General features: G+C 40.2%; 14 protein-coding genes. 8 read left to right on the plus strand and 6 right to left on the minus strand.

The features are described from left to right. The 4 genes from B5X76_RS14485 to B5X76_RS14500 all read right to left on the minus strand — a co-directional run. Positions 1-288, minus strand: a 288-nt coding sequence (locus B5X76_RS14485) for a transposase (protein WP_139375176.1), incomplete at its 3' end; no start/stop codon positions are given. A gap of 16 nt (positions 289-304) precedes the next feature. Beyond that, on the minus strand, positions 305-631 hold the full coding sequence (locus B5X76_RS14490; protein WP_245801052.1) for a biotin/lipoyl-binding protein: 327 nt from the start codon (positions 629-631) through the stop codon (positions 305-307). A gap of 116 nt (positions 632-747) precedes the next feature. Continuing rightward, positions 748-1497: a LytR/AlgR family response regulator transcription factor gene (locus B5X76_RS14495; RefSeq protein ID WP_079644096.1), complete on the minus strand. Its 750-nt coding sequence runs from the start codon at positions 1495-1497 to the stop codon at positions 748-750. Further along, complete coding sequence (locus B5X76_RS14500) at positions 1494-2615, minus strand: sensor histidine kinase (protein ID WP_245801053.1); 1122 nt, start codon at positions 2613-2615, stop codon at positions 1494-1496. Before B5X76_RS14500 ends, B5X76_RS14495 begins: the two co-directional genes overlap by 4 nt. A 339-nt stretch (positions 2616-2954) precedes the next feature. Here B5X76_RS14500 and B5X76_RS14505 point away from each other — a divergent pair, with 339 nt between their 5' ends. Genes B5X76_RS14505 through B5X76_RS14525 form a run of 5 tightly spaced genes read left to right on the plus strand, consistent with a single transcriptional unit; the run spans position 2955 to position 11542 of the window. Further along, positions 2955-4136: a Pycsar system effector family protein gene (locus B5X76_RS14505; RefSeq protein ID WP_079644098.1), complete on the plus strand. Its 1182-nt coding sequence runs from the start codon at positions 2955-2957 to the stop codon at positions 4134-4136. Between the two features lie 4 nt (positions 4137-4140). Next, positions 4141-5049, plus strand: coding sequence for an SdiA-regulated domain-containing protein (locus B5X76_RS14510; protein WP_079644099.1), 909 nt, complete (start codon positions 4141-4143; stop codon positions 5047-5049). A gap of 2 nt (positions 5050-5051) precedes the next feature. Then, a complete protein-coding gene (locus B5X76_RS14515) occupies positions 5052-7367 on the plus strand; it encodes a GAF domain-containing protein (protein WP_079644101.1) in 2316 nt (771 codons plus the stop codon). Between the two features lie 31 nt (positions 7368-7398). Further along, a complete protein-coding gene (locus tag B5X76_RS14520) occupies positions 7399-10002 on the plus strand; it encodes a BamA/TamA family outer membrane protein (protein WP_079644103.1) in 2604 nt (867 codons plus the stop codon). A 10-nt stretch (positions 10003-10012) separates the two neighbouring features. Then, entirely contained in the window at positions 10013-11542 is a 1530-nt protein-coding gene (locus B5X76_RS14525) for a SulP family inorganic anion transporter (protein ID WP_079644105.1), read from the plus strand. An 84-nt stretch (positions 11543-11626) separates the two neighbouring features. Here the strand turns inward: B5X76_RS14525 and B5X76_RS14530 are convergent, their stop codons facing one another. Together B5X76_RS14530 and B5X76_RS14535 are read right to left on the minus strand one after the other, a co-directional pair. Continuing rightward, positions 11627-12517, minus strand: a complete 891-nt coding sequence (locus B5X76_RS14530; RefSeq protein ID WP_079644107.1) for an SPL family radical SAM protein — start codon at positions 12515-12517, stop codon at positions 11627-11629. Continuing rightward, on the minus strand, positions 12514-13182 hold the full coding sequence (locus B5X76_RS14535) for a DNA alkylation repair protein (RefSeq protein ID WP_139375329.1): 669 nt from the start codon (positions 13180-13182) through the stop codon (positions 12514-12516). The genes B5X76_RS14530 and B5X76_RS14535 overlap by 4 nt, the downstream gene beginning before the upstream one ends. A gap of 240 nt (positions 13183-13422) precedes the next feature. On the opposite strand from B5X76_RS14535, the gene B5X76_RS14540 reads away from it, so the two are divergent. The 3 genes from B5X76_RS14540 to B5X76_RS14550 all read left to right on the plus strand — a co-directional run bounded on the left by B5X76_RS14540 (position 13423) and on the right by B5X76_RS14550 (position 16276). Continuing rightward, positions 13423-14103 carry a response regulator transcription factor gene (locus tag B5X76_RS14540; protein ID WP_079644110.1) on the plus strand — a complete coding sequence of 227 codons (681 nt, stop codon included), beginning with the start codon at positions 13423-13425 and terminating at the stop codon, positions 14101-14103. After that, positions 14103-15470 (plus strand): sensor histidine kinase, encoded by a 1368-nt coding sequence (locus B5X76_RS14545; protein WP_079644112.1) that lies wholly within the window; start codon positions 14103-14105, stop codon positions 15468-15470. The genes B5X76_RS14540 and B5X76_RS14545 overlap by 1 nt, the downstream gene beginning before the upstream one ends. A gap of 101 nt (positions 15471-15571) precedes the next feature. Continuing rightward, a complete protein-coding gene (locus tag B5X76_RS14550) occupies positions 15572-16276 on the plus strand; it encodes an MgtC/SapB family protein (protein ID WP_079644114.1) in 705 nt (234 codons plus the stop codon). Positions 16277-16334 lie beyond the last annotated feature (58 nt).

Genomic DNA, 16334 nt, shown 5'->3' on the forward strand with positions numbered 1-16334 from the left:
ATATGGACCGTCTCCCTTGGAGAAGATGGCTATGGCCTTTTTTAGAATATCACGCTCTAACTCCGCATCTTTAAGTCGCTTACGCAAAACCCTCAGTTCCTGTTCCTCGGGGCTTATCTTAGGATTGTCCGGGAGAACCTTATTACCATTGTAACGTGGGTTCCTGCGCCATTTACTAAGTAAACTGGGATCAATATCCAATTCGCCTGCAACTTCTGCTACTGAACCTTTAACAACGCTCAAATCGACCGCCATTATCTTAAATGAATCATCAAATTTTCTATGCATCTCTACAAATTTATAATTACTTATTAAATCTGTCTCGCATTAAAGGTAGCAACTCCAGACTGATACGGAAGAGCGTCTGTCCCTTCTGAACAAAATCTCCCTCTTGGACGAGGACTTCGGACAGATAACCTGTAACCTGTGGTTTGATTTCGATATTTACGATTCCCTCAATGGCTCCTGGATACTCTTTATGGGTATTTACATTCTCTACTTCAAGGCGGATGAAATCCGTTTCTACAGCAGGCAATGCTTCATCATTTTGCTCTGATGCTGATTGTCCACAAGAGGTCATGAACAGAGCGATTGCCGATGTAAAAATTAAAGCGGTTTTTACGTGATTCATTGTCATCATAGATTCTACTTCTTTGTATTTTAAGGATGCAAATAAACGTAGACGTTTGATGTGATAATGTTATTATCTTACTGAAGCGTAGAAAATGCAGACTGAAATGGAGGTGATTAGTAACCTAACCAAGTTTTGAGTTGCGGTGCTTTCTCTCTGCTGACAATGATTTCAACATTGCTATCCCGTTTCAAAACAATTTTCAACTTTGAATTGAAGTAGTTGAAGATGCGTCCTATCGAATTAATATGTACGATGTATTGACGGTTTGCACGAAAGAACAATTTAGGATCCAATTGTTTTTCTAATTCGTCCAAGGTCTGGGGGAGAATAACCTCGCTGTTGTCAGTGAGTGTAGCTTTGGTAATTCGTGATTCGGAAGAAAAATACTGTATGTCGTCGGCCATAACTGTTTTGAATTCGTCTCTATAAGGAACCAAGAATCGGGTACGGTATTCTTTTGGATGAAAAACCGAGAGTAATTTTTCAAAAGATTGTCGGTCCGAACCAGCGGTGATATAATCTAGCTTTTCAAAAGCTGCTACGAGTTCGTCCCGGTCTACCGGCTTTAGCAAATAGTCTACACTGTATTGCTTAAAGGCTTTGATGGCATATTCATCATATGCCGTCACAAAGATAATAGGGACGTCTATCTTGATCTGATTGAAGATTTCAAAACTTAAGCCGTCTGAAAGCTTTATGTCCATCATTATGACGTTTGGGAATGGGTTGTTGGATAGCCATGCCACACTATCAACGATGCTTTCCAGTACTTCAAGAACAACAGCTTGCGGTCTGATTTCATGAATCAACCGCTTTAACCTTTCTGCATTAGGCTTTTCGTCTTCAATGATTAAGATGTTCATACAGTTTGTTTTAATAACGGTACAGTGACGCTGAATATTTGGTCATTAGATTCGATATGGGGTGGCGTAGCGTTCAATAGTTTGTAACGTCGAACGATATTAGATATGCCTATTCCCGATGAAAGTGCGACAGTCTCGATAGGTCGTCGACTATTCTCAACAACGATACATTCTTGGTCGTTGGAGTATATCCGGATGATGAGCGGGGCTTTGCGAAGAGTCTTATTATGTTTCAACGCATTTTCTACCAACATCTGCAGCGTCATAGGAGGGATATAGAGTTGATTATAGGTTTTATCGATATCTGTTTCGAAGCTGACACCTTCTCCAATACGTTGTTCCAGTAAAAATATATAAGCGTTGAGAAACTTGATTTCCTCCTCAAGTTGAACTAGATTCTTTTTGGAGTGAACGAGTAAATAACGATACAGCTTGGTGAAATTTTCGGCGTATTCGTGTCCCAGTTGTTGATCCGTTAATATAAGTTCCGACAATACACTGAGATTGTTGAACACAAAATGAGGGTCCAACTGTAGTTTCAAGGATTGCAATTCGGCTTCTACAGCGAGCTGATTCAGTTCTACTGCGGTTAAAGCTGCATTTTTCCAACTTGCAATAAGATAATCCCCCGTGTTGATCGCCATAATCACAAAAGAAATGATTAGACTGACCACCAACCAGCGAATTCCTTCTATTGTATCTTCCACGGTAAGAGGCATATCCGCAGTCTGTTCATCTTCTAAAAAAGTGATAAAGAATAAGGTTTGAATGTAAAGAAGTATCAGCACGGTCACTAAAATTACACTGGATTCGATAACTAGTCTTTTTACGGGATTGTCTTTCCAGGATACAAAGTTGTTTAATCTTCTTCCGATTACGATACTGGCCTCGGATACGGAAAAACAAAACAAAAATGAAATAATACAATCTGCTAACAGATATTTCCATCCGTGTTGAAAATAGTTTTGCCAATAGTCAGACAAAGGATCTATGATGTAAGACACGATATTGTATAGAAAGAATGCCGATGTAGCAATGAGAATCCGTTTGCCCATATCGGTAAAGAAAGCATCCTTGTGAGAAGCTGTATGATTGATTACTTTAAATTTGCTCTTCAATATCTTTGCTATCAATTCGTTTCTTGTCTACAAAAATCCATAAAAAACCTGTATAAACCCACTTAAAGCCGATAAAAGTTAATTCACTTCCAAAGCCAAGTTATTGTACTGTTGTTTCAAATATACGGTGCTGTCGTTCAGCTTCCCTGCTGTTTCCGAGTCAGACGAAAATATTTCATACTGAAACGTGTGTAACCGCGTTTGAAACATTTATTTAAACTAGATACTATTTTTTGTTCTTTGGACTTTTTGTGCTTATTTTATACTTGTTTTATACCTCGTGGAAGTATTTGATAGGTCTATTCAATTATTCTAGAGGTGGCTTTAAGAAGAATACTTATGGAATATGATCATATTATAGCACAGATACCTTACTTTATCAAAAAAAATGTACGACATTCTACAGAAGATGTGGCGTACTGTTTTCACGACGAGACCCATGTGTTAGATGTAGTAGCGGCTGTACGAGAGATGGCAGATTACTACATGTTATCACCAAAAGATCGCTTTATTGTTATCTGTTCGGCCTATTTTCACGATATAGGTTATGTTACGGGAGGAGCCGATCAACATGAAGAGCGTAGTGCTGATTTTGCAGACGAGTTTCTGAAAGAAGTGAACGCTGAAGAAGATATTCGTCAGCAGGTGATCGCCTGTATCTTGGTGACTAAGATGCCACAACATCCCGAAGGCCTGTTACAGCAGATTGTATGTGATGCCGACCTGTTCCATTTGGGAGGAGTTAATTTCGCTGAACGCAATAAGCTAATGCGTAAAGAAGCCGAAATGGTCAAAGGAGAAGAAATAGATAAAAATCTCTGGAGAGCGCACACGATAAGACTAATGGAAAATCACCATTATCATACTAAGTATGCACAGGAAAGGCGAGAAAATATAAAGAAGGAGAATTTGAATGCTTTATTGGAGAAAAATAGTAAGACCAAAGGAGAAGCTGTCTCTAGGCAAAAGCCAATTAAAGTGGGAGGAAAAACACCAAGACCTGAGCGAGGAATTGAAACTATGTTTCGGATTACGTCTTCGAATAATCAACGATTGAGTGATATGGCCGACAATAAAGCGAATATATTGTTGACGGTCAACTCAATTATTCTATCTGTTGTTGCAGCAGGTCTATTACGAAAATTGGATAGCAACGAGCATCTCATTATACCGACGTTCATCCTAATGACAGCTGTGGTCATTACTATGGTACTGGCTATATTGGCAACGATACCAAAGATTCCCAGTGGTTTCTTCAAAGAAGAAGAAGTTCAGAATAAGACGGTTAACTTGTTGTTTTTTGGTAATTTTTTTAAAATGCCTTTTGATGCCTATAAATCTGGAATGGAACAGGTAATGGAAGATAGTGGTTTTTTATATGGGATGATGACCAAAGATGTATATTCTCAAGGGGTAGTGCTGGGACGAAAATACAGGTTACTTCGTTATGCTTACGGCATATTTATGTTTGGTTTAGTTTTATCAGTCATTGCTTTTTTTATAGCAATAATAACCTACTAGAGATATGATGACAAATAACTTAAAGAGCCCCATGAAGGGATTAAAGCCCCTTTTATGCCTAGTTTTCGGAATTGTTATTAATAGCCTTTGGGCCTGCAATTTCAACCTATCTAAGCAGGAAGAAACTATCATTGAGTCAGATACCAGCCAGTTTTCTTATACGTTGACTTCGGCTGAAGCCTTTACGATGCCGGCAGCATTGGATGAAGTCTCTGGGATCACCTATTTAACGGCTTTTCCCAATACGATTTTTGCGGTGCAGGATGAAGAGGGCATTCTGTTTACATTTGATCTCCTTAAAGGGGAAGTTACAAATCAGTTCAAATTTGCTGGCCGTGGCGATTATGAAGGAATTGCCAGTGATGGGAAGCGGTTCTTTGTATTGAAAAGCAATGGTGATATTTATAGCTTTCCGATAGGGGCGACCGACAACTCGAACGTGAAGCAGCATGTCGCTTTATTGCCAAATGGTGAGTATGAATCGATGGCCTATGATTTTCAAACGAATAAGTTATACCTGCTTTGTAAAAGCTGTAAAGAGGATAAGAAGGCAAAAACGACAACAGGGTATGTGCTCAGCCTATCTTCTGACGGAGAGTTATTACTAGAAAAAACATTTGCGATACAAAATCAAGAAATAAGGAAGTTGGACAACACAATGGGCAAATCTTTCAAAGCTTCGGCAATGGCCAAACACCCCACAAAGGAAGAGTGGTATATTATCTCCTCTGTAGATAAAGCGCTTATTGTCACCAATAGCGATTTTGGCGTTCAGCAGGTAATCCGTTTCGAACGAAGTGCATTCGAACAACCTGAAGGACTGACATTCGACGAAGAGTTGAACTTATATATATCTAGTGAAGCGGGAAATAAGGCAGAAGCCAATATTTATAGGATAAAACCGAAAAAATAAGAATGATAAAGACAAAAAATGTCTATATAAATAAATTAACTGCTGTAACAGAACAGGAAGGCGGATTGTCATTATCTAATTTTTACAATTGCTTGAGAACCTTCGATGAGACAGATACGGTCACTGATGGGATAACCCAGATGGTGGTAGACCGTATTGAAGAGATGGAACGACGCAAAGGAAAACTGTCCTTAGACACTGCTCCCGAATTTTTAGAAGCATTTCAACTGATATTTGGCTGGGTAAATAATTTGGCTGAACGCAAGACCATTGCATGGGGGCTATCTACGCCTATCCCATCCGTTTTATTTGCAGGGACAGCGCCGATGTATAGTTTGTTGGAAAAATCGCTACAGCCTGTCATCGATAACAACTCCAAATTATTTTGCAAAGACGCTATTTTTACCGATAATATCATGTACGAATTAGTACTTGATCGACTCTATGGAATCCCTATGACAGGCACTCCCCATATCTACGAGTATGTTGATGAATCAGGAATAAAGAAATACGTACAACTAGCTATCGATTTTAGCTATGTTTCAGTACGGCCAAAAGCAGGACTGCCAAAAATAGACTTTTCTTGTATAAATAATCGGGAGATGTTGGAAGAGGCAAATATTCAACCTCTGTTGGAAAGTATACATTTGGACAACTTTATTTTTGATGGGTTTTCCATGCTGCAGTTTACAGATGCAACGGTTGATTTTGTGATAGATCGGATTCAGGAGATGATTGCGGATTTTACCCAATACACACGCACTGATTTTATAAATAGTCTTTTGGACAAAATTAAAAGTGTACTTGATAAGCAAGATGTAAATTGTTCCCTTTTTCCCATTTTGTATCTTAACGGTGTGCCTATTCTCAAAGAAGGTGTAGCTAAGAATTACCTGCTTTTTAATGACTATATCGATGGCAATTTAGATAATATTGAAGAGCACATCTTTAAATATTTAGAGGCGCCATTTGTCTTAGCCTATAATATAAATCCCGATTTTGATACACAGCACGAGTATTTTGTAGCGAAGATAGAATCTTTGGGAATACATAGTTATGTCTGCTTTCCGCTCAAGCATCAAGGAGAACTTGTCGGTTTTCTAGAGTTGTATACGCGTGGTGATTCCCAGTTGACACCATCTATTTTAACGCGATTGTCACCTTTGTTTCCAGTGTTGACACTATTAGGCTACGACCTTCGCCTACGGTTCAAAAACAAGCTAGAGACCGTTATATTAGAGCATTACACTGCCCTGCAACCAGCGGTGCAGTGGCGATTCAACCAAGCTGCAGCCAAGTTTCTTAAAGACGATGAAAGTCAAAATGAACACCTAAACTTAGAACGAATCACGTTTGCTGATGTGTATCCTTTATACGGTGGAGTTGATATTAAGGATTCGACCATTCTTCGCAATTTAGCCTTTAGAAAAGATAATAAGCGTCATCTGGATAGGTTAGTAAAACTCATGAGTTACTTGCCTGCGGGGAGTTATCCTGACGCAGCAGCCTTGAACAGTTTTAATAGAAAGGTGGCTAAGGTAGAAACTTGGCTGGCTACAGATAATAGAGTCGAACACATGCACGATATCACAGCTTTTTTTCAAGAAGAGGTTCCGACCTTTATCTTAACATTAACGTGGTTGGATGCCGAACTCGATAGACAGATCAAAGTATATGCTGAATACCTAGGCACCAATTATTACCAAGATGCTTTCGAAACATCGCTACAGGCTGTAAATACAGTCATCGGCAAAAATATAGGGCAGTTAAATGATTTTATCCAATCAAAGTTTCCTTCTTATTTTGAAAAGTTTAGAACAGACGGGATCGAATATGACTTTTATGTAGGACAGTCTATTTCTCCGTCCATAGAATTTAATCCTGCGATCTTAAGGTTATTTCGGCAGCAACAGATTATATCCATGGCGCATATTTGTCGGCAGATTGCTCAGATGCAAGATACACTGCAGGTTAATATGGATACTACCCAACTTATTTTTGTCCACCCCAAAGCAATCGATATTTCGTTTAGAGATGACGAAAGGCGATTCGATGTCGAAGGAGGATACAATATCCGCTATCAGATGATAAAAAAGCGAATCGACAAAGTATTGGTTCGGGGTACAAAAGAAAGACTCGTTCAGCCTGGCAAAATAGCGGTCGTCGTACAGGGGGAAGCTGAAGTTTCTATTTTGATAGAGGACCTCCTTTCTGTCGCTAACCAAGGACTAATTGAGGCTCATGTCGAAGAATTGGTGTTAGAAGAGCTTCAAGGCGTCAGTGGTTTACGCGCTTTGCGTGTCAACGTAATATCATGATGAATAGAGGGTATGATAAAATACAAAAGATATGCAAGGTAGTAGAGGAATGACAATATTAAGCCGCAAATTCGTTCAGTGGGGAATGTGGTTGTTTTGTATAATATCGCAGCTTTCATTAAGCCTATATGCACAGAAGGCGGATAGTACAAGCGCATTGATAGCGCCTGAATATGATAAAGTTGGCCCTGTTCGTCGCTTTTGGTTTGGTGATAGTTACAGAAAACTATACAACACACCTGTAAAGATGCGTGTGATGGATTTGAGTACTGAACGAGGTGGATTGCAGATTGTAAAATTAGGTGGAGGGATGCAGACCCAATCTTTACGGATGGTAGATCCCAAAGGACGAGAATGGGTATTGCGTTCCATTCAAAAATATCCCGAACGGAGTCTCCCCGAAAATCTTAGAAAAACCATAGTAAAAGATATCGTTCAAGACCAGATTTCCATTACACATCCTTTTGGTGCATTGACGGTCCCACCTTTTAATGAAGCATTAGGTATTCCACATGCAAAACCAGAATTAGTATATGTAGGCGATGACGAAAGATTAGGAGAATATAGAGAGCTGTTTAAGAATAGAACCTATATTTTTGAACCACGGATGCCGTTCGAAAGTGAGAAAACGGATAATACAGAGAAAGTTATCCGCAAGTTATTGGAAGACAACGATACACAGGTTGAACAGAAACTTACTTTACGAGCTCGCTTATTGGATATGATTCTTGGAGATTGGGATCGACATGAGGATAATTGGCGGTGGGATCCCGAAAAGGAAGAAGGTAAAAAGACATATACCCCAGTGCCGAGAGATAGGGACAAAGTATACTACAAGACCTCTGGAGTTTTTCCCGTATTGCTTTCCCATCAATGGTTGAAAGCACATCTACAGCCATTCGGTCCGCATATTCGCAATATATCCCATTGGAATTTCAATGCACGACACTTTGATCGTTTCTTTCTGAACCGATTAGATCGGTCCGAATGGGAAAGCGAAATAAGATTTGTACAACAGACGCTTACAGATTCTTTGATTGAGAATGCAATGTTGGCAATGCCCGATACGATCGTAAAGTTAAGTGCCAATGAATTAGTTCATAATATCCGTTCCCGAAGAGATGAGATGTCTCGTACAGGAATAGATTATTACAAAGCCTTAGCTCGCGTAGTAGATATTCCATTGTCAGCGAAAAATGAGTTTGTAAAGCTAGACTACAAAAAAGATGGTGTAGTCTCGTTAAAAGTAAATAATAAAAAAAAGGACGGCACAAAGGGCAGAACGCTTGTAGATCGTGATTTTTTTCCCCACGAGACTAGAGAACTACGTATTTACGGAATTGGAGGAACGGATAGTTATCATATCGAGGGAAAAGCAACTTCGCCTATTAAAGTACGTTTAATAGGTGGAGATGGAAGTGATGACTATACTGTATCCAGCACTTTCCCAAATAAAAAAAAGCTATACCTCTACGAGGATAAAGATACGGTCTCAAATACTATCCCTCGGGATTTAGGATTAAGACATAGACTTAGCAAAGATACTGCGATCCATGCTTACGATTACAATGCGTTTGTGTATGACCGCAAAGGCGTGCTCGTGGATCTCAACTATGGTATCGATCGCGGGTTGATATTAGGAGCTGGCTATATCATCGAAAATCAAGGCTTCCGGAAATCCCCATTTGCGATTAAACACATTTTTAAAGCCAGCTACCTGACAGGCAGAGAGTCTTTTCTGTTCAGTTACCAAGGTATTGCAAAATCTGTTTGGAAAAAACAGGATTTATACGTCGATATAGCTTCCCAAGGGCCTTGGAACTTAGCCAACTTTTTTGGATATGGTAATAATACCGTATATGAAAAAGGCGAAGGAAAAGGAATACACTACTACCGTAACAGGTACGATGTAGTCGATGCAGATATTGCACTGCTGCATCCAATATCCGATAAGATACGTTTGGGGTACGGTTCCACATCCACTTTTTTCAATGCATCAGAGGGTAATAACCAAGGTCGTTTTTTAGCAGACTTTCAACAGCAAATGCCAACAGAAAAACTGTATGGCAGTATGTTTTTTACCGGTGCTAAGGTAGGGATAGACTACGACGGTAGGGATAATGTAGAGAATACAAAAAGTGGATTTCATGCTTTTGCTAAAGTAAGTTGGGAATCTGAAATAGGAGGAGCGAGCAAACAACACACCTATCTGAATACTGCATTTAGTATTTATCATACTTTTAGAAAAGATGCGGTAACCCTGGCAAACCGTACAGGGTTGGATGCGGTATGGGGAGATCCTTATTTTTTTCAGCATGTGCAGCTTGGCGGAGAAGGTAGTCTTCGAGGTTTCAATTCGAGACGCTTTACAGGTAAGACGATGGTCTATAATAACCTAGAAATGCGTGCCAAGCTATTTAGTTATGATTCGTATCTCGTTCCTGGCACTGTAGGTCTAGTCGGGTTTTATGATGTAGGGAGAGTATGGATGTCGCAAGTGCAATCACAGACATGGCACCAAGGCTATGGAGGGGGGCTATATTTTATCCCCGCCGATCTGATGTTGATACAGGCTGCTTGGGGAATCTCTAAAGAAGCCGTATTACCCTATATCCGTATAGGTTTACGTTTTTAGTTTAAGTTATATGCAGGGAATATTAGGTGTTTTTGGTGTCAGACAGCCAATCAACTATAGAAATGAAATTTTAGCAGGTCTCACCGTAGCAATGACTATGATTCCCGAATCGTTATCATTTGCAATATTAGCCGGCCTCTCACCACTCACAGGACTTTATGCCGCGTTTTTGATGGGACTAGTGACGTCTATTATAGGTGGTAGGCCAGGTATGGTCTCCGGCGGGGCGGGGGCTACGGTAGTGGTATTAATAGCTCTAGCATCGTCACACGGTGTCGAGTATTTATTTGCAGCGGTTATTTTGGGTGGAATCTTCCAGCTATTAGTAGGGTTATTTAAGCTTGGTAAATTTGTGAGGTTGATACCTCAACCTGTGATGTATGGTTTTCTTAATGGTCTAGCGGTGATTATATTCATGGCTCAGGTAGCCCAGTTTAAAATCATCGAGAATGGAGCCACCACTTGGATGCAGGGAATTCCTTTATATTGGATGGCTGCTTTGACCCTCCTGACAATAGTTATCGTCTTGCTGTGGCCTAAGGTGACCAAGGTCATTCCGGCCTCTTTAGTAGCTATACTACTGGTGTTTGCGCTGGTATTCCTGTTCAATATAGATACAAAAAAGGTAAGTGACATCGCATCTGTCAGTGGTTCGTTACCTTCATTTCATATTCCCGTTGTTCCATTTACCATAGAGACCCTTCAGATTATCTTTCCATATGCCTTGGTGATGGCCGGGGTAGGATTAATAGAATCGCTTTTGACCCTCAATATGGTAGACGAAATTACCAATACCAAAGGGAAGTCAAATAAGGAAGCGGTAGCACAAGGTGTAGCCAATATTACAAATGGTTTCTTTGGAGGTATGGGGGGATGTGCCATGGTAGCACAGACCTTGGTCAACATTGGAGCAGGGGCACGGACCCGATTGTCTGCGTTTATAGGAGCTATTACCATCTTACTTGTGATATTAGTTGGCGCCCCGTTCATCGAACAGATACCTATGGCGGCATTGGTAGGCGTGATGATGATGGTAGCTATCCAAACTTTTCAATGGGTAAGCTTTCGAATTGTTAATAAATTTCCAAAATCAGATATTTTTGTTGGCATCCTAGTCGCTGCGATAACCGTTGTACTTCATAATTTAGCCTTAGCGGTATTGGCGGGTGTGGTTGTATCTGCACTGGTGTTTGCCTGGGATAATGCAAAGCGAATTCGAGCGCGAAAATATACAGACGAAGCAGGGGTAAAGTATTATGAAATCAGGGGACCTTTATTCTTCGGCTCTACAACGGCCTTTGCCGAAAAGTTTGATGTGCTCAATGATCCGACCGAAGTTGTGATAGATTTTAAGGAAAGTAAAGTGGTCGACATGTCTGGAATTAATGCGCTCCATAAACTCACTGAAAAATACCAACAACAGGGCAAAATCCTCCGTCTACGACATCTCAGTGAAGACTGTAGGCGTTTGTTGAAAAATGCAGAAGGAGTCATTGATGTAAATATTATCGAAGATCCAACTTATAAAGTCATGGTCTGAAAAAGTGATTAAAGCTGAGAAATTTCTCTTCTGATTTCTTACAACCCAATATGAATATCAGGGCTAATAATAAGAGCGATTATCTTAACCCAAAAGTGTATTTGGCAATTGATAATCCCGGCAGAGCGCTTTCATTTTATTTGAAAAGGCTTTGCGGTAATATAAGGGCATATGCGTATCATTAGCAAAGTATCGTTCGTATTTGGATAGGAGCTCTGGATAGTGTTTAGCAATGGCTCTCAACAAAAGAGGTTTACTGTCCGACAAGTTATGACCATGTAATGTCAGCGTTGCAGGAAAAATATAGGAGATATCTAGTGCTTTGAAAGTTTCAAACATTAAGTCAAGCTGTTCGGTTGTATCGGAAATAAAAGGAAGCAGGGGCATAAGGCTTACGCCACAATGTAACCCTTGTTTGCGTGCTGTTGCTATACTCGATAGCCGTAGAGAAGGAGCTGTAGCTCCTGGTTCAAAGATACGTGCTACAGCGTCATCAAGGGTCGAAAAGGAAAAACTTAAAAATGCTTTATGCGATAACTTACCCTGTAAATCTTCAGGCAGGATAGCATCGCTGTCTATAGCTTTTAGCAAGTCTAAATCCCGGAGTACCAAGTCAGACTTGGTGAGTATGTGTACAGGAAAGCGATGACTATGAATTACTTCTAAGAGTCGTCTGGTCAATTGTTCAGAAGCTTCAACATGGAGATAAGGGTCCGTAGCCGAAGAAAGTACAATTATCCCATATTGCTTTTTACGCGCCCTCAATGCCAATTCACGGTCCAATAGCTCGACAGCATTGGACTTGATACTCAGCTTCTCCGCCATATTTACGCCGTACTTACTCCCTCTAGTATAACAATAGAGACAATTGAATGAACAGCTACTATAGGGATTAAGGGTATAATCGTCCAAAAACCAAGGATCTCTTTGTTTGGTTTTGTTGAGAATACTTTTTGCTAAAATACGCTGTGTCATGACTTTTTATTGCGGAGGAGGCCTATATTGATTTTCGTACGAAACCATTGCTTCGTCGTTGGATCCACGATTTGGGACGTATACCTAGAAATGATATCCGGGTGAAATCGTGCTACGGTTTTAGCACCCCAACCAATGCCCTTTTTCGTATGAAAATCGGTGGTATTAGTACAGGTTAACAAAATCTGAAAAACAGATTCAACAAAATGCTTATCCAACCCTTTTTTTACCGCATAGTGCGTCGCTACACCTACTGTTCGGACAATCCATTTATCTTCATGCTTGGCAAGTCGCTTTAGAATAGGGGTCGTATCTTCTGGCTTAGTCAATAAAGCATAGCCCAGTACACGTTCGCCGATAATGTCGCACACGTACCACTCGTTACCATATTGGATATAACTACAGGCTTTCGCTATCGAGCCTTCAAAATCAACCCCTAGGCGTCGCTGTAAAGCAATACCTGCGAGTACCTGGCTACCAATTGTACGAAGTTCGATGATAGGGTCTATGAGTTCTATTTGTTGCGCCAGCGGTACCGCATCCATGATTCGTGCAGCGGCAAATTCCAATAGCGGAAATCTTATTTTCTTTTTCAACAGCTCGTTATGTAATGCCGTAAGAAATTCATCTTGCCCCTTGATTTTCAGGATTTCAAGTGATTTCATTACGATGTCATTTACAACGGTTTTAGAGGTTATTTTGTCCATGAAAACGTTCCTGATTTGCTAGGAATAAAGATAAGTATTTCCAATGCCACTCGTCGAAAATTTTAGATAGAAAGAAAACCGAAACTATACATAATAAACTAATTGAATATATTTACTTAGTTTTGAGCTGCTATTTAATAGCCTATGAAGTATCCATCAATTTGGTAGATGGGTTTAAGTTGATAGATTATTTTGCATATGAACATCCTAATTGTCGAAGATGATAGTCGCGTAGCTGAACTTATCCAGCGAGGTTTGACAGAACACGGATTCACCTCCATGATTGCCTATGATGGAGTCTCAGCAAAGAAGCTGGTGCTACAGAACGATTACAAGCTTATTATTACAGATATTATATTGCCGAAAATGGATGGTTTGGATTTATGTAAAGAAATCCGACAAATAAGACCTGATGTGCCTATTATTATGCTTACCGCATTGGGCACAACAGACGATAAGGTCGAAGGATTTGATGCCGGAGCCGACGATTACCTGGTGAAGCCTTTTGAAATGCGAGAGCTCTTAGTTCGCGTTCGCGCACTGTTGAAAAGAAATGGCCGCACTTCGGCCAACACCGGATTTGTTGTCAAGTATGCTGATCTGGAAATGAATATGCATACAAAAGTGGTAAAACGGGGAGATGTTGAGATAAGTTTGACACCCAAAGAATTCAAACTGTTGGAGTATATGATACAAAATCCTGAAAGGGTACTATCTCGGGTAGAAATTGCTGAAAAGGTTTGGGATACACACTTTGATACGGGTACCAATTTTATAAATGTGTATATCAATTATTTGCGCAAGAAGATCGATGAGAAGTTTGACGTCAAACTTATACACACCAAATCAGGAATGGGGTTTGTCTTAAAACATGATTGATGCAGATTCGGACACGACTTACTTTAGTTTTTACCTTGCTCACAGGAGCTATACTTATTCTGTTTGCATTTGTGGTTTATCGTACATCCGTAAATAATCGTGAACAGGAATTTTATCTACTATTGGAAAAAGAGGCTGTTACCAAAGCTAATGTTTTTCTTAATGCCCGTGTCGATAAACAGACCCTACAAGATATATACCATAATAATCGAAAGATATTAAATGAAGTTGAAGTAGCTATTTATGATACAGGTCACAATCTCTTGTATCACGATGCGGTGGATATTGATTTTGTAAAGGAAACACCCAATATGTTTCAGAAATTGATAAAAGAGAGGAAATTGAGTTTTTATCAAGACAAATGGCAGGTAATAGGAGTGTTATATCCGTATCAAGGCAAGGATTATATAGTCACCGCCGCTGCTTATGACGAATACGGCTACCGGAAATTGGATTACTTATTAAAAGCCATGTTTATGGGGCTTATAGTCTCCTTATTGGTCATCTATATAGCAGGCAAGTACTTCTCTAGACGATTCTTTGAGCCGATAAATGTGATAACCAAGCAAGCACGAAGTATCTCTGCTACAAATCTAGATTTAAGGATTAAGAGTTCAGCAAACGGCGACGAATTAGCGCGTTTGGCTGATACTTTCAATAATATGTTGGATCGTTTAGAAAGCTCATTTGATGCACAAAAACATTTTGTATCCAACATCGCACACGAATTGCGCACGCCATTGGCCGCTATTATTGCCGAACTCGAGCTCTCTACTTCGAGAGAGCATCTCATCGAAGAATATAAGCTTATCATACAAAAAGCATTGAATGATGCCAAACGATTGACCAAGTTGTCCAACAGTTTGCTTGACTTGGCAAAAGCCAGTTACGATCCTACGGAGATAACCTTTAAACCCACTCGAATCGATGAGGTACTGTTGGATGCCCTGCATCAGGTACAGACTGCCGAACCGTCGTACCGTATAGGTTTAGAATTTGATGCCGAAATCGAAGATGATACATCTATTTCTGTGCTTGGTAATGCCTATTTGCTTAAAGTAGCATTTGCTAATCTGATAGATAATGGATGTAAGTTTTCCGAAGACCATAAATGTACCGTATCTATCGGTTTCGATGCCCATAGCGTTATTTTAACCTTTGAAGATAATGGAATCGGTATCTCTGCCGAAGACGTAGAACGTATTTTTACTCCTTTCTTCCGTGGAGAGAACAAGACATTTACGGATGGTAATGGGATAGGGCTCTCCCTGACCCATAAAATAGTGAGGCTGCATAACGGAAGAATAGATGTCGTTTCCACCCCAAGAGAAGGAACAATATTTAATCTCAAACTACCCCATCTATAGAGTTTTCTAATAAAATTCTAATCTTTTTCTACCAAGACTCTAACCGTCATTTTATTCTTGTTATAGGATCTTTGTTGTCGTAAACAATAAGAACGGAGACAATGGGAATCCTTGACTTTGCAACAAGACTAGCGGTCGCTTTTCTATTAGGCGCATTAATTGGAGTCGAACGGCAATGGCGCCAAAGAAGTGCTGGGCTACGAACTAATACATTGGTGTCGTTAGGGGCGGCTTCATTTTTGTTGCTTGCAGCAGACATTGCAGGCGACGCGACAGGAAGAGTCGCTTCCTATATCGTAAGTGGTATCGGTTTTTTGGGCGCTGGAGTAATCATGAAAGATGGAGGGACGGTGCAAGGATTGAATACCGCCGCTACAATATGGTGTTCAGCTGCCGTAGGTGCGCTCTGTGGAGTAGGACTGTACCCGCAAGCGACGCTTGTCGCACTAGCGATTATATTTACCCATTTACTACTAAGACCTCTAGGGCTTTTTTTAGGGCGTTTGAGCTTTTACAAACCAGAAGATGAGCAGCTCGACTACATGCTAAGACTTAAGTGTAGCACGGATGTTGAGAATGCCCTGCGGATTTCATTGGTACAGATGCTTGGCAATGAAGATAAGATTTTATTGAAATCGTTGTCCAGCGACGATATCGATGACAAGTTTCATGTTATAATCACAGCTATCATCGGGGCAGTGACTCCACAGGATAGCTTGATAGAACGGGTAGCAAGTCGTTTGACTATTCAGGAAAAAGTTGTAAAAGTGGGTTGGGAGATTATTGGTGCTCAGTCAGAATTATAACACGATAGTTTGCTGTTAAATAGATTATTAACTGGTTTTATAACCTCGATATTAGAAT

Source organism: Sphingobacterium nematocida (genome assembly GCF_900168125.1).
GTDB lineage: Bacteria > Bacteroidota > Bacteroidia > Sphingobacteriales > Sphingobacteriaceae > Sphingobacterium > Sphingobacterium nematocida.

Bases quoted from the DNA above. Each gene is read 5' to 3' on its own strand.
- B5X76_RS14490 (WP_245801052.1), bottom strand. From the start codon at position 631: ATGAATCACGTAAAAACCGCTTTAATTTTTACATCGGCAATCGCTCTG.
- B5X76_RS14495 (WP_079644096.1), bottom strand. From the start codon at position 1,497: ATGAACATCTTAATCATTGAAGACGAAAAGCCTAATGCAGAAAGGTTA.
- B5X76_RS14505 (WP_079644098.1), top strand. From the start codon at position 2,955: ATGGAATATGATCATATTATAGCACAGATACCTTACTTTATCAAAAAA.
- B5X76_RS14510 (WP_079644099.1), top strand. From the start codon at position 4,141: ATGATGACAAATAACTTAAAGAGCCCCATGAAGGGATTAAAGCCCCTT.
- B5X76_RS14515 (WP_079644101.1), top strand. From the start codon at position 5,052: ATGATAAAGACAAAAAATGTCTATATAAATAAATTAACTGCTGTAACA.
- B5X76_RS14520 (WP_079644103.1), top strand. From the start codon at position 7,399: ATGCAAGGTAGTAGAGGAATGACAATATTAAGCCGCAAATTCGTTCAG.
- B5X76_RS14525 (WP_079644105.1), top strand. From the start codon at position 10,013: ATGCAGGGAATATTAGGTGTTTTTGGTGTCAGACAGCCAATCAACTAT.
- B5X76_RS14530 (WP_079644107.1), bottom strand. From the start codon at position 12,517: ATGACACAGCGTATTTTAGCAAAAAGTATTCTCAACAAAACCAAACAA.
- B5X76_RS14535 (WP_139375329.1), bottom strand. From the start codon at position 13,182: ATGAAATCACTTGAAATCCTGAAAATCAAGGGGCAAGATGAATTTCTT.
- B5X76_RS14540 (WP_079644110.1), top strand. From the start codon at position 13,423: ATGAACATCCTAATTGTCGAAGATGATAGTCGCGTAGCTGAACTTATC.
- B5X76_RS14545 (WP_079644112.1), top strand. From the start codon at position 14,103: ATGCAGATTCGGACACGACTTACTTTAGTTTTTACCTTGCTCACAGGA.
- B5X76_RS14550 (WP_079644114.1), top strand. From the start codon at position 15,572: ATGGGAATCCTTGACTTTGCAACAAGACTAGCGGTCGCTTTTCTATTA.